We start from the raw sequence: 12123 nt of genomic DNA, 5'->3' as shown, positions 1-12123 counted from the left end.
CGCATGGTGAACGGCGCTCCGGGATCGGCATGGGCCTCGCTGCGGCAGGGGTCGGGGACGGATGCCGCCGAGCTGATGATCCTCGGCACCCCGGCGGACGACGACGTCGAGCCGCTGTCGGCCGATCACCTCTTCGACCTCGCGTCGCTCACCAAGATCTTCACGACCGTGGTGGCGCTGCGACTCGTGGAGGACGGCGTGCTCGCCCTCGACGGCCCGGTGGCGGAGATCGCCCGCGTCGGGGTGGGCGAGGGATCCGAGCGCATCACTCTGCGGCATCTGCTCACGCACTCCTCCGGTCTTCCGGCCGAGGCGGGGGCGTGGCGGAGCGGCCTCGCGGGCGAGGAGCTGCGGGCCGCCGTGCTCCGCAGCCGCGTGCGCACCGCTCCGGGCGAGGCGCACCGCTACTCCGACGTCGGCTTCATCGCGGTGGGCGAGATCGTCGAGCGCGCGTCCGGCCGTCCGCTCGCGGAACTGGTCTCCGAGACAGCCCGGCTCCTCGGGGCCGCATCGCTCACCTGGCGCCCGGGGGCGGAGCAGGCCGTGGCGACGGAGGTCCAACCGCACCGCGGCCTCGTGCGCGGCGAGGTGCACGACGAGCTCGCGCATGCGCTCGGCCGTCCCGCCGGGCACGCCGGCCTCTTCGGCTCGGTGCACGACGTCGCAGCGCTCGTCCGGATGGTCCGCGACGGCGGCCGAGGCGAGATCGGCCCCGTGCTGTCGCCTGAGAGCGTCGCCCTGATGACGACCCCGACCGTGCGCGCCGACGGCTGGGATCAGGCCATCGGACTGCGAGTGCGCGACACCGCCTGGATGGGCGACCTGGATGCCGCCGGGCACACCGGCTTCACCGGCACCGCCTTCGCCGTCGTCCCCGCCACCGGCGCCTACGGCGTGCTGCTGACGAACCGCGTGCATCCCACCCGCGAAGACACCGACGTGTCCGGCATCCGCCGCGACTTCTTCACCCCCCTCGCCTGAGCCACCCGTCCCCCGGTGCTGCGGGATCGTGCCCCGCGGTTCCGTCCCCGCGGCGCCGAACGGGGGATGCGGGGGGGATGCCGAGGGCGCGGCTTCAGGTGTGATTCAGCAGAGGGACGACAGACTGGACGCATGCGGATCCTGGTGGTTGACGACGAGGTGCGCCTCGCCGACGGCATCCGCCGGGGGCTCGAGGCCGAGGGCTTCGCGGTCGACGTCGCCCACAACGGGGTCGACGGGCTGTGGCGGGCGCGCGAGACGCGCTACGACGCGATCGTGCTCGACCTCATGATGCCCGGCATGAGCGGATGGAAGGTCTGCGAGGCGCTGCGCGCCGAGGAGAACTGGACGCCGGTGCTCATGCTCACCGCGAAGGACGGCGAGTGGGACCAGGTCGAGGCCCTCGAGACCGGCGCCGACGACTACGTCACCAAGCCGTTCTCGTTCGCGATCCTCGTCGCGCGCCTCCGTGCGCTCGTGCGGCGCGGCGCCGTGGCCCGCCCCACCGTCCTCGAGGCCGGAGATCTGCGGCTCGATCCGGCCGCGCATCGCGTCTGGCGCGGCGACACCCCGGTGCCGCTGACCGCCCGGGAGTTCGCGGTGCTCGAGCACCTCATGCGCCATCGCGGCCAGGTGCTCTCGAAGCGCGCGCTCATCGAGGGGGTCTGGGACGACGACTTCGACGGCGACCCGAACATCGTCGAGGTGTATGTCGGGCACCTTCGCCGCAAGGTCGACAAGCCGTTCGACCGCGAGGCGATCGAGACGATCCGCGGCGCCGGATACCGGTTGGCGGCCGACGGTGGCTGAGCGGGCATGGCGGTCGGTGCGCGCGCGCACCACGCTCGGCGCGACGCTCGTCGTGGCGATCGCCCTCGCCATCGGCGCGCTGTCGTTTTACGGAGTGCTGAGCGCGAGCATCCACTCGGCGACCACGAGGGCTGCCGAGGCGCGTGTCGACGAGCTCGCCGACCGGATGATGCGTCCGGGCGCCGGCGGGCGCGGCGGCCTCGAACCCCTGGATGAGATCGTGCAGGTTCTCGGCCCCGACGGGTCGGTTCAGCTGGCCAGCGACGACGCCCGCGACGCCCTCGGCTCCACTCCCCTCCCGGTCGGCGACGACCCCCGGGTTGCGACGGTCGACGACGAGCCCCTGCTCATCGTGTCCGAGAGCATCGAGGGCGAACGGATGCTGGTGCTCGCCGTTCCGGTCGAGGATGACGCCGAGACCCTGTCGACCGTGGCGCTGCTTCTCGTCGTCGCCGTTCCGCTCCTGCTCGCCCTCGTCGCCGTCACGACCTGGCTCGTCACCGGTCGCGCGCTGCGGCCGGTCACCCGCATCCGCCGGGAGGTCGACGGCATCACCGCCGAGCACCTGCATCGACGGGTGGCGGTGCCGGACTCGGCCGACGAGATCGCCGCCCTGGCGACGACGATGAACAGAATGCTCGACCGGCTCGACGCCGCCGCGACCGCTCAGCGCCGGTTCGTCTCGGACGCCTCGCACGAGCTGCGGTCGCCGCTCGCGACGATCCGGCAGCACGCGGAGCTCGCCCACTCGCACCCGGCCACCACGAGCATCGGCGAGCTCGCCGAGGTCGTGTCCGAAGAAGGACTCCGGCTGCAGGGCATCGTCGAATCGCTGCTGCTGCTCGCACGACTCGACGAGGGCGCCGGCATCCGCCGTGAACCGGTCGACCTCGACGACGTCGCCCTCGGGGAGGTCCGGCGCCTGCGCGCTCTCGGACTCGACGTCGACGGCGCCGGCATCCACGCCGCACGGATCGATGGCGACCCCCGTCTTCTCGGGCAGCTGCTGCGGAACCTCGCCGACAACGCCGCCCGCCATGCTTCCGGTCGAGTGGCGATCGGCACCACGACCCAGAGCGACCTCGCATTCGTCACGGTCGAGGACGACGGTTCCGGCGTGCCGCCCGAGGAGCGCACGCGGGTGTTCGAACGGTTCGTGCGACTCGACGAGGCGCGGAGTCGGGATGCCGGGGGCAGCGGCCTCGGTCTGGCGATCGTGCAGGGCATCGCGGGCACCCTGGGCGGATCGGTCACCATCGACGACTCCCGCTGGGGCGGCGCCCGGTTCGTCGTCGCCCTCCCTCTCAACCCGGCGTCTCCCGGTTCCTGAGCGCCCTTCGTCTCGCTCCGCTCGCTCAGGACCCGGAGCGCAGCGACGAGACGAAGGGCCCTCGAGATGCCCGGTCCCTGAGCGAGGAGCGCAGCGACGAGACGAAGGGCGTTCCTGAAGGGGTCTTCAGGACGCTTCAGGCAGGCTTCAGCGGTCCCGCGCGAGCATCGAAGCATGGACGACAAGACCCCGAACCCCGACCAGACGCCCGCCGCTCCCGAGTCGACTCCCGACGCGCCGACGGTTCCCGTGACCCCGACGGATGCCACGGCATCCGCTCCCACGACCGACCAGTCCGCCGCTCCCGCCGCATCCGCCCCGCCCGTCGATGCCGCTCCGAAGCGCGGCCGCAAGCGCGGCCTGCTCATCGGCGGAGGGATCGCGGCCGCCGTGCTGCTGGCCGGTGGCGGCGTGGCCGTCGGAGCGGCGATCGCCGACGAGTTCGACGACGACGACGACCGACCCTCGATGTCCGACGGTCCCCGCCACGACGACCGCGGCGAGCGCGACGAGCGCGGCGAGGGCCAGCGACCCCCGGCGGGGGGCCGCGGTCCCGTGACCGGCATCGGCACCGATTCCGCCGACGAGCTGGTCGACATCGCCGCTGCCGCTCGCGAGGCGGCGGAGGGGGAGGTGACCTCGATCGACGCGAAGCGCGACGGCACGTGGGAGGTGCAGCTCGAGACCGCGACTGGTGACGAGTCCGAGGTGCGCGTCGACGCCGACCTCGAGGCGACGGTGGTCTCGACCGACGCGGCCGACGGCGACGACAGCGGTCCGACGCTCTCGCTCGACGAGGAGACGATCCGCTCACTGGTCGCGGCGGCGCTGGACGAGGCCGAGGGCATGATCACCGACCTCGACGTCGACGGCGACGACGTCAGCCCCTACGACGCCTCTGTGCTCACGAGCGACCGCCGCTCGGTCGACATCGAGTTCGACGCGCAGTTCGCCGTGGTCGGCACCGAGTCCGACTGACTCGCGTCCTTGCGGGCCGCCGATCCGTCCCCGGGATCGGCGGCCTCGTCGTCTCCGCTCCGGTCACGGGCGTTAGCATTCAGGGATGACGAACTCCGGCCCGATCGACGACGTCCCCATCGGCGGCGAGGTCATCCGCCTCGGTCAGTTCCTCAAGTTCGCGGGGCTGCTCGACTCGGGCGGCGACGCGAAAGAGGTCATCATCGACGGGTTCGTGCGCGTCAACGGCGAGGTCGATCGCCGACGCGGCCGTCAACTGCGCGACGGCGACCTCGTGACGTTCGAGGGGCGCACCGTCCGCGTCCGTCCCTGACCTCTCCCGCTCCGCCACGCTCGCGACGGAGAAAGCACGGAACGAAGGAGCCTTTCCGGCATCCCCTCCTTCGTTCGGAGTGTTCTCCTTCATTCGGGGCGCGAGCGGATGCCGAGCGCTCAGGCCGCCCGGTAGCGCAGGAACATCACCCCGGAGTCGAAACGACGGTCCTCGAGGAGTTCGAGGTCGACGCTGATGCCGTCCGGGAAGAAGCGCCGGCCCCCGCCGACCAGACCGGGTCCGATGAACAGCTGGTACTCATCGACGAGTCCCGCGCGGATCGCTTGCGCTGCGATCGTCGGACCGTCGATCGTGAGGTCGTGGGGAGACTCCTCCTTCCATCGCGCCACCGCGATCGGGTCGAACTCGCGCTCGATGCGGGTGCGCGCGCTCGACACCTCGCTCAGCGTCCGCGAGAACACGATCTTGTCGGCCGCCTGCCAGCCCCGCGCGTAGTCGATGCCGACCTGCTCCTGGTCCGGCTCGAGGTGAGCGGTCTCCCAATAGACCATCGTCTCGTACATGCGTCGGCCGTAGAGATAGGTCTTCACGGTCGAGAAGTGGTCGTCGATGAAGGTGTGCAGGTCGTCGTCGAGGCCCCAGTCGAAGCCGCCGTCCGGCCCGCTCACGTACCCGTCGAGCGAGGTGATCATGGAGTAGATGAGGCGCGCCATGGCCCGACCGTACTCCCGGCGTACCGGTGACGGAAGACCGCGACGATGTCCCGGCTCTGGTGCAGGCCGCGATCGGTCACGCGCAGTTCGCATCGATCCACGCCTTCACCGACGGCAACGGTCGCATCGGTCGCGCGCTCGTCTCGGCCGTGCTGCGACGCCGAGACGTCACCCGGAACGCAGTAGTCCCTCTCGCCAGCGGACTCCTCGCCCGCCGAGACGACTACTTCGCCGCCCTCGGCTCGTACCGACTGGGTGACCCCGAGCCGCTGGTGCTTCTGTTCGCGCGATCGGCGCGGGTGGCCGCCACGGCCTCGCGTGCGACGATCGCACGTCTGAACGCGATGCCGGCCGAGTGGCGTGCAGAGCTGAGGCCTCGTACCGGCTCGGTCGCAGCCCTCATCATCGACGCGTTCTACGATCACCCCGTGATGGCGGTGCACGAGATCAACGAGGCCGCCGGCGGCGCCAACACCAGCCAGACGTACCGGGTCATAGATCAGCTCACCAAGGCAGGCTTCATCGTAGAGATCACCGGTCGGAAGAAGGACCGTGTGTGGGCGGCATCCGAGGTGATGGCCGAACTCGACGACCTCGACCGCCGCATCCAAGACGCGATGCGCAGCGAGTAGGAAACGACCGCGCCTGACGCGCTTTCCGGACTCAGTTGAAGTCGCCGCCCGGCGCCATGTCGGCGAACCGCGAGTAGTGACCCTGGAACGCGACGGTGATCGTCGCGGTCGGACCGTTGCGGTGCTTGGCGACGATGAGGTCGGCCTCGCCCGGGCGCACGTCCTTGTCGTAGACGGAGTCGCGGTGGAGCAGGATCACCATGTCGGCATCCTGCTCGATCGAGCCGGACTCGCGCAGGTCGCTGATGGCGGGCTTCTTGTCTTGCCGCTGCTCGGGGCCACGGTTCAGCTGCGAGAGGGCGATGACCGGCACCTGCAGCTCCTTGGCGATGAGCTTGAGGCTTCGCGAGAACTCCGAGACTTCCTGCTGACGCGACTCGACGCGCTTGCCCGAGGTCATGAGCTGGAGGTAGTCGATGATGACCATGCGCAGACCGGCGCGCTGCTTGAGCCGCCGGCACTTGGCGCGGATCTCGACGAGCGTCATGTTGGGGCTGTCGTCGATGTACAGGGGCGCGTCGTTGATGCGGCCACGCGTCGCCGCGACGGTCGTCCAGTCGCGGGGGTCGAGCGTCCCCTTGCGCATGTTCTGCAGCGGGATGGCTCCCTCGGCGCTGAGCAGGCGCATCGCGATCTCGCTCTTGCCCATCTCGAGGGAGAAGAAGATCGAGGGGAAGTCGTGGCCGATGGAGGCCGCGCGGGCGAAGTCGAGCGCGAGCGTCGACTTTCCCATCGCCGGGCGGGCGGCGACGACGATCATCTGACCGCCGTGCAGGCCGTTCGTCAGCTCGTCGAGCTCGCGGAACCCGGTCGGGATGCCGGTCATCGATCCGTCGCGGCCGTTGGCTGCCTCGATCTCCTCGATCGCGGCATCGACCGCGTTGGTCAGGGGGACGTAGTCCTCCGCCGTCTCGGATCCGGTCACCGAGTAGATCTCGGCCTGCGCGTTGTTGACGATGTCGGTCGCGTCACCCTGGCCGTCGTACCCCAGCTGCACGATGCGGGTGCCTGCGTCGACGAGTCGGCGCAGGATCGCGCGCTCCGAGACGATGCCCGCGTAGTAGCCCGCGTTGGCCGCGGTGGGAACGATGGAGGTGAGGGTGTGCAGGTAGTCGGCGCCCCCGGCCCGGCTCAGCTCGCCGGTCTTGATCAGCTCGTCGGTCACGGCGACGACGTCGGTCGGCTCGCCGTGCGAGTACAGCGAGAGGATCGCCTCGTAGATGAGCTCGTGCTTGGGGATGTAGAAGTCGGCGCCCTTGAGCGTCTCGATGACATCGGCGACGGCATCCTTCGAGAGGAGCATGCCGCCGAGCGCGCTCTGCTCGGCGAGGAGGTCGTGCGGAGGGGTGCGCTCCGGAGTCCGCTGGCGCCCGAGGCGCTCGTCTGAGATGTCGGCGATCGACACGCTGCTCCTTTCGCTGCGACTCCGCCCTGGCTGTCGCCGTCGGGTGGGGGGACCGGGCTGTCGGAGAGGGATGCCGGTCGTATACACAGCGAATCAGCAGCCTCCGACATTGAGTCGCTCGACCACGGTACGAGCGGCCTTTTCCCCACGCAACACAGCCTGTGGATAACTGTGTGGAAAGCGTGCGGACAAGTCCGGAGTGTCTGTGCAGAACGGGTGTGGATAACCCGGTGGAGTACCGAAGAGTCCGACCAATTTATGTCCGTTGAACAGGGATTCGTCGTTTCCCCACCCTGTGGATGAGAAAGTGATTCAACCGCCCATTGAAGGTTTCCCCAACCGTGGACGAGATGTGAAGAACATGGGGAAAGTCAAGCGGGATCTCCGCCGGGCGCGTCTGCCCGGTCAGCCCGCAAGAAGTTCGTTTTCTGTCACCTCCGTGCGCGTGATCCGGTCTAGACAGTCCGATATACCGGGAGTATCGTCTCTGCATCGACGCACACGCGCCGGTGACGATGACTTTCGGGGAGGGAAGTCGACGTGAACGCTCGAGCAACCCGACGCGGCGCACCCGCCGCCGTCCTCTGGGGTGGCTTGGGCGCGCTCGCCTGGGCGGCGTTCACCGTCGTCGTCGGCGGCGGTTCGGCCCAGGCCGACGAGCATCGCGACACTCCGCTCCTCGACGGCGTCACGTCACTGATCAGCCAGACGGTCGACACTGTGGGCGACACGGTCGCCGCGGTCACCGCTCCGATCACCCCCGTCGTCACGGAGGTCGTCGAACCGGTGGTGACCCAGGTCGCCCAGCCCGTGCAGCAGGCGGCACCGGCCGTCGTGGAGACGGTGACCGAGACGGTCGCCGCGGTCCCCGTCGTCGGCCCCGCCACCGCCCCCGTCGTGACGGCTGTGGGCGAGACCGCGGAGGCGGTCGTCGAGCCCGTCGGAGAGCTGCTCCAGGCGGCTCCGGTGGGCCAGATCGTGCGGCCGATCAAGGATGCCGTGACGCGTGTTCCCGTGGTCGGCGACCTGCTCACCGACCTCGGCGCCGCCGACCTGATCGACGGGGTCGTCGGGATCGTCGACGACACCACCGGTCTCGTCGGCGGAGTCGTCGTCGACGAGACGGTGTCCCCGATCATCGATGTGCTCGCCCCGGCCGTCCCGGCGACGGAGGTCGGGGTTCCAGCCCTGCCCGCGGCGTCCGCTCCCGGCACCCCGACGAGCGCGCCGGCGCCCTCTCCGACGAGCACGCAGGACCGCTCTGCCCAGAGCCGCGTCGGCTTCGCAAGCCCGCAGTCCGCATTCGGCGCCGACGACGCGGCGGCCTCCTCGACCACCGAGGCGCCCGCATCTCCGACCGGAGCGCCCTTCGGCGGCCCGGTCGCCCCTTCTTCCTCCGCCGCATCCGGCGGGGCATCCCCTCTCGCCCACGCTCGCCTCGACGGCGTGGCCGTGACTCCGCTCCACGCGTGGGAGCGGGTCGCCGGAGCATCCGATGACGTCCTGCCGACGTCTCTGATCTCCGACACCGACGTCTCCCCCGACTGACGGGTCGTCCGGTCGTTCCCTCGGGAACGACAGATGCCGTGCTGCGCGCGCACCTCCATCGCGTGCACCCATCCAGACACCCAGTCCAGCCAAGGAGAAAGTCATCATGCGTACTTACCTCAAGCGGGCCCTGTGGGGCACGCTCCTCGCCGGAGGAGTCACCCTCCTCGGCGCCACTGCCGCCAACGCGGCCGAGACCACCGGAGACGACGGCCTGCTGTCGGGCTCGCAGGTGCAGTCCCCCATTTCCATCCCCGTGTCGATCGTCGACAACGCGATCTCGCTGCTCGGCGACGCGGCTTCCCAGCCCGCGGCCCCGGCACCCGCACCCGCCCCGGCCCCGGCCCCGGCCCCTGCCCCGGTCCCGGCTCCGGCTCCGGCACCCGTCACCTCGGGTGACTCGGGTACGGCGTCGGGCACCGAGGCCGTGGTCGAAGCCGTTCTGCCGGTCACGGTGAGCGGCAACGCGATCACGGTCCTCGGCGACTCGTCGAGCCAGACGGCGGCGGCGCCGAGCCAGCCCGCCGAGACGGCTCCCGCAGCGCCGGCGCCGTCCCTCACCACCAACGGCATCGACGGTCTGCTCTCCGGATCGCAGGCGCTGGTGGACGTCCAGATCCCGATCACGATCGCCGGCAACTCGCTTTCGCTCCTCGGCGACAGCGACGCGGTCGGTCAGGATGCCGCGGCACCCGCGTCCGCGGCCATGCCCGGCGCGTCGGCGGGCGAGGCCACCACGGGCGGATCCGACGGGATCGGCAGCGGCACGCAGGTCGTGGCGCCGATCACGGCTCCGGTCGACCTCTCGGGCAACGCGATCTCGCTGCTCGGTGACAGCTCTGTGGCCGGCACCACCGGCATGGGCGGCACCGGCTCGACCCCCGCAGCTCCGGCGGCGGGCGGCTCGACCGCCGGTGACGACGGCATCCTCGGCGGCACCCAGGTGCTCGCCCCGATCGCCGCACCGATCAGCGGCACGGGCAACGCGATCTCGCTGCTCGGAGACAGCTCTGTGGCCGGCACCACTGGCATGGGCGGCACCACGCCGGCCGCTCCCAGCACCGGCTCCACCACCAGCGGCGAGGACTCCACCCTCGGCGGCACCCAGATCGGCGCTCCGATCGCCGCACCCGTGACGGTCGGCGGCAACGCCATCTCCGTCCTCGGAGACAGCGACGCGACCGGCACCACCGGCACCGGCTCGACCCCTGCCGCTCCGGCTGCGGGCGGCTCGACCACCGGTGATGACGGCATCCTCGGCGGCACCCAGGTGATCGCCCCGATCGCCGCCCCCATCACCGCCGCGGGCAACGCCATCTCCGTCCTCGGAGACAGCACCTCCACCGGCACCACCGGCACGACCGGCACCACGCCGAGCGCACCCAGCACCGGCTCCACCACCACCGGCGAGGACTCCACCCTCGGCGGCACCCAGATCGGCGCCCCCATCGCCGCACCCGTGACCGTCGGCGGCAACGCCATCTCCGTCCTCGGAGACAGCACCTCCACCGGCACCACCGGCACGACCGGCACGACGCCGACCGGCCCGAGCACCGGCTCCACCACGAGCGGTGACGACGGCATCCTCGGCGGCACCCAGATCGCCCTGCCGATCGACCTGCCGATCACCATCGGCGGCAACGCCATCTCCGTCCTCGGAGACAGCGACACCACTCCGACGGCGACCGACCCCGGCACCGAGCCCGGAACGGACCCTGGCACCGACCCCCGCACCGAGCCCGGCACGGACCCCGGCACGGAGCCCGGCACCACGACCGACACCACCGCCGGCACGATGAGCGGCGGCACCGGTTGGGTGAGCGGCAACGGCTCGATGGCCGTCGGCGCTGCCGAGTCCCTCGCCGCCACCGGTGGCGAGTCGGTCCTCGGATTCGCCTCGCTGGCCGCGCTGATGCTGCTGCTCGGCACCGGCCTGCTGCGCCGTCGCGCGACGGCGTGATCGAACCCGGTGCGCGGCGCCCTGGAGGGAGGAGGCGTCGCGTACCGGGGTGCGGTCGTGGAATCTGAGGTATCCCCACACCCCACGACGCGCACCCACCCCAGGATGCCCCGCGTCCCCAGCGCGGGGCATCCGCCTGCCCGTTCCTCGGATACGCCGAACGCCCCCTGTCCCGAAGGGCAGGGGGCGTTCGGACGGAACGTCGCGCCTTACTTGGCGGCGACGACCTGAAGCGTGATGACAGCGGTCACGTCTTCGTGCAGACGGACCGTCGCCTCGTGCTCACCGGTCGCCTTGATGGGCGAGGTGATGTGCACCTTGCGCTTGTCGATCGAGCCGAGGCCCGCAGCGGCGACGGCGTCTGCGACGTGCTCGGTCTTGACCGAGCCGAACAGACGACCGGCGGCACCGGCCTTGACCGCGAGGCGCACCTTGGTGCCCTCGAGAGCGTTCTTCAGTGCCACAGCGTCGTCACGGTCGTGGATCGCGCGTGCCTGACGCGCGGCCTGGATCGATGCGACCTGCTTTTCGCCACCACGGGTCCACGCCGTAGCGAAGCCCTGGGGGATGAGGAAGTTCCGGGCGTACCCGTTCTTGACCTCGACCACGTCACCGGCGCTACCCAGCCCGGCGACCTCGTTCGTGAGAATCAGCTTTGCCATCTCGATACCCCTTAGCGGCCAGCGCCAGCGTAGGGCAGGAGCGCCATCTCGCGTGCGTTCTTGATCGCGGTGGCGATCAGACGCTGCTCCTGCACCGAGACACCGGTGATACGACGGGCACGGATCTTGCCGCGCTCCGAGACGAACTTGCGGAGGGTGGCGACATCCTTGTAGTCGATGACACCAACCCGGATCGACTTCGCGGGAGCGGCGTTCTTCGCGCCCTTCCGCGGCTTGCGGCGGTCGCCGCTCGACTTTCCAGCCATGGTTTTTCCTTAGTGATGAGCGGATGCCGGCACGGACGGCCGGATCCAGAAGTTGATCAGAACGGGGTGTCGTCGCCGAAGCTGCCCGGAGTGCTCCAGGCGTCGGCGCTGGTCGACGAGCCGGGCGTGGACCACGGCTCCTCCGACACCTGCTGCTGCGCGGGGCGAGACTGTCCTCCGCCGCCACCGCCGTTCGAGGCCGCACGGGTGACCTGCGCCGTCGCGTACCGGAGCGAGGGGCCGATCTCGTCGACCTCCAGCTCGATCGCGGTGCGCTGGTTGCCCTCGCGGTCCTGGTAGGAGCGCTGACGCAGACGGCCCTGCGCGATGACGCGCATGCCCTTGGTCAGCGAGCCCGCCACGTGCTCGGCGAACTCGCGCCACACGGATGCACGGAGGAACAGCGCTTCGCCGTCCTTCCACTCATTCGCGGCGCGGTCGAAGTTCCGAGGCGTCGATGCGATGGTGAAGTTCGCCACCGGCAGCCCGTTCTGCGTGTAGCGCAGCTCGGGGTCGGCCGTGAGGTTGCCCACCACGGTGATGACGGTTTCGCCTGCCATGGGA

At 70.7% G+C, this 12123-nt stretch carries 13 protein-coding genes; 8 read left to right on the top strand and 5 right to left on the bottom strand.

What is annotated here, in order from left to right; genetic code table 11:
• Positions 1-3: 3 nt before the first annotated feature.
• The 5 genes from AB3M82_RS07960 (at position 4) to AB3M82_RS07940 (ending at position 4412) form a co-directional block, all read left to right on the top strand.
• Positions 4-981 carry a serine hydrolase domain-containing protein gene (locus AB3M82_RS07960; protein WP_412956887.1) on the top strand — a complete coding sequence of 326 codons (978 nt, stop codon included), beginning with the start codon at positions 4-6 and terminating at the stop codon, positions 979-981.
• A gap of 132 nt (positions 982-1113) precedes the next feature.
• The gene (locus tag AB3M82_RS07955) at positions 1114-1791 is read left to right on the top strand and encodes a response regulator transcription factor (RefSeq protein ID WP_412956885.1); all 678 of its coding nucleotides are present in this window, start codon (positions 1114-1116) and stop codon (positions 1789-1791) included.
• Positions 1784-3121 carry a sensor histidine kinase gene (locus tag AB3M82_RS07950; RefSeq protein ID WP_412956883.1) on the top strand — a complete coding sequence of 446 codons (1338 nt, stop codon included), beginning with the start codon at positions 1784-1786 and terminating at the stop codon, positions 3119-3121. The genes AB3M82_RS07955 and AB3M82_RS07950 overlap by 8 nt, the downstream gene beginning before the upstream one ends.
• A 174-nt stretch (positions 3122-3295) precedes the next feature.
• Positions 3296-4099 carry a hypothetical protein gene (locus AB3M82_RS07945; protein WP_412956882.1) on the top strand — a complete coding sequence of 268 codons (804 nt, stop codon included), beginning with the start codon at positions 3296-3298 and terminating at the stop codon, positions 4097-4099.
• Positions 4100-4184: 85 nt separating this feature from the next.
• Entirely contained in the window at positions 4185-4412 is a 228-nt protein-coding gene (locus tag AB3M82_RS07940) for an RNA-binding S4 domain-containing protein (protein ID WP_412956881.1), read from the top strand.
• A 119-nt stretch (positions 4413-4531) separates the two neighbouring features.
• Here AB3M82_RS07940 and AB3M82_RS07935 read toward each other — a convergent pair whose 3' ends face one another.
• Positions 4532-5086, bottom strand: a complete 555-nt coding sequence (locus AB3M82_RS07935) for a dihydrofolate reductase family protein (protein ID WP_412956880.1) — start codon at positions 5084-5086, stop codon at positions 4532-4534.
• Between the two features lie 26 nt (positions 5087-5112).
• On the opposite strand from AB3M82_RS07935, the gene AB3M82_RS07930 reads away from it, so the two are divergent.
• The gene (locus AB3M82_RS07930; RefSeq protein ID WP_412956879.1) at positions 5113-5718 is read left to right on the top strand and encodes a Fic family protein; all 606 of its coding nucleotides are present in this window, start codon (positions 5113-5115) and stop codon (positions 5716-5718) included.
• 31 nt (positions 5719-5749) lie between these two features.
• Here AB3M82_RS07930 and dnaB read toward each other — a convergent pair whose 3' ends face one another.
• Entirely contained in the window at positions 5750-7123 is a 1374-nt protein-coding gene (dnaB, locus tag AB3M82_RS07925) for a replicative DNA helicase (RefSeq protein ID WP_412956878.1), read from the bottom strand.
• Between the two features lie 540 nt (positions 7124-7663).
• Between dnaB and AB3M82_RS07920 the strand changes: the two genes are divergently transcribed.
• Positions 7664-8671, top strand: coding sequence for a hypothetical protein (locus AB3M82_RS07920; RefSeq protein WP_412956875.1), 1008 nt, complete (start codon positions 7664-7666; stop codon positions 8669-8671).
• Positions 8672-8777: 106 nt separating this feature from the next.
• Positions 8778-10631, top strand: coding sequence for a chaplin family protein (locus AB3M82_RS07915; protein ID WP_412956873.1), 1854 nt, complete (start codon positions 8778-8780; stop codon positions 10629-10631).
• Between the two features lie 209 nt (positions 10632-10840).
• Here AB3M82_RS07915 and rplI read toward each other — a convergent pair whose 3' ends face one another.
• From rplI to AB3M82_RS07900, 3 genes are read right to left on the bottom strand one after another with little or no spacing between them, the layout of a single operon-like run.
• Complete coding sequence (gene rplI / locus AB3M82_RS07910; RefSeq protein WP_412956871.1) at positions 10841-11293, bottom strand: 50S ribosomal protein L9; 453 nt, start codon at positions 11291-11293, stop codon at positions 10841-10843.
• Positions 11294-11304: 11 nt separating this feature from the next.
• Positions 11305-11559: a 30S ribosomal protein S18 gene (rpsR, locus tag AB3M82_RS07905; RefSeq protein ID WP_017203799.1), complete on the bottom strand. Its 255-nt coding sequence runs from the start codon at positions 11557-11559 to the stop codon at positions 11305-11307.
• A gap of 56 nt (positions 11560-11615) precedes the next feature.
• Positions 11616-12119 carry a single-stranded DNA-binding protein gene (locus AB3M82_RS07900; protein WP_183151329.1) on the bottom strand — a complete coding sequence of 168 codons (504 nt, stop codon included), beginning with the start codon at positions 12117-12119 and terminating at the stop codon, positions 11616-11618.
• Between the last annotated feature and the right edge of the window lie 4 nt (positions 12120-12123).

It is taken from the genome of Microbacterium californiense (assembly GCF_047246625.1).
Classification (GTDB): Bacteria; Actinomycetota; Actinomycetes; order Actinomycetales; family Microbacteriaceae; genus Microbacterium.
This window is presented reverse-complemented; position numbering and strand designations above follow the sequence as displayed.

Coding starts and splice junctions, on each gene's coding strand:
- AB3M82_RS07960 (WP_412956887.1), top strand. CDS start 4: ATGGTGAACGGCGCTCCGGGATCGGCATGGGCCTCGCTGCGGCAGGGG.
- AB3M82_RS07955 (WP_412956885.1), top strand. CDS start 1,114: ATGCGGATCCTGGTGGTTGACGACGAGGTGCGCCTCGCCGACGGCATC.
- AB3M82_RS07945 (WP_412956882.1), top strand. CDS start 3,296: ATGGACGACAAGACCCCGAACCCCGACCAGACGCCCGCCGCTCCCGAG.
- AB3M82_RS07940 (WP_412956881.1), top strand. CDS start 4,185: ATGACGAACTCCGGCCCGATCGACGACGTCCCCATCGGCGGCGAGGTC.
- AB3M82_RS07935 (WP_412956880.1), bottom strand. CDS start 5,086: ATGGCGCGCCTCATCTACTCCATGATCACCTCGCTCGACGGGTACGTG.
- AB3M82_RS07915 (WP_412956873.1), top strand. CDS start 8,778: ATGCGTACTTACCTCAAGCGGGCCCTGTGGGGCACGCTCCTCGCCGGA.
- rplI (WP_412956871.1), bottom strand. CDS start 11,293: ATGGCAAAGCTGATTCTCACGAACGAGGTCGCCGGGCTGGGTAGCGCC.
- rpsR (WP_017203799.1), bottom strand. CDS start 11,559: ATGGCTGGAAAGTCGAGCGGCGACCGCCGCAAGCCGCGGAAGGGCGCG.
- AB3M82_RS07900 (WP_183151329.1), bottom strand. CDS start 12,119: ATGGCAGGCGAAACCGTCATCACCGTGGTGGGCAACCTCACGGCCGAC.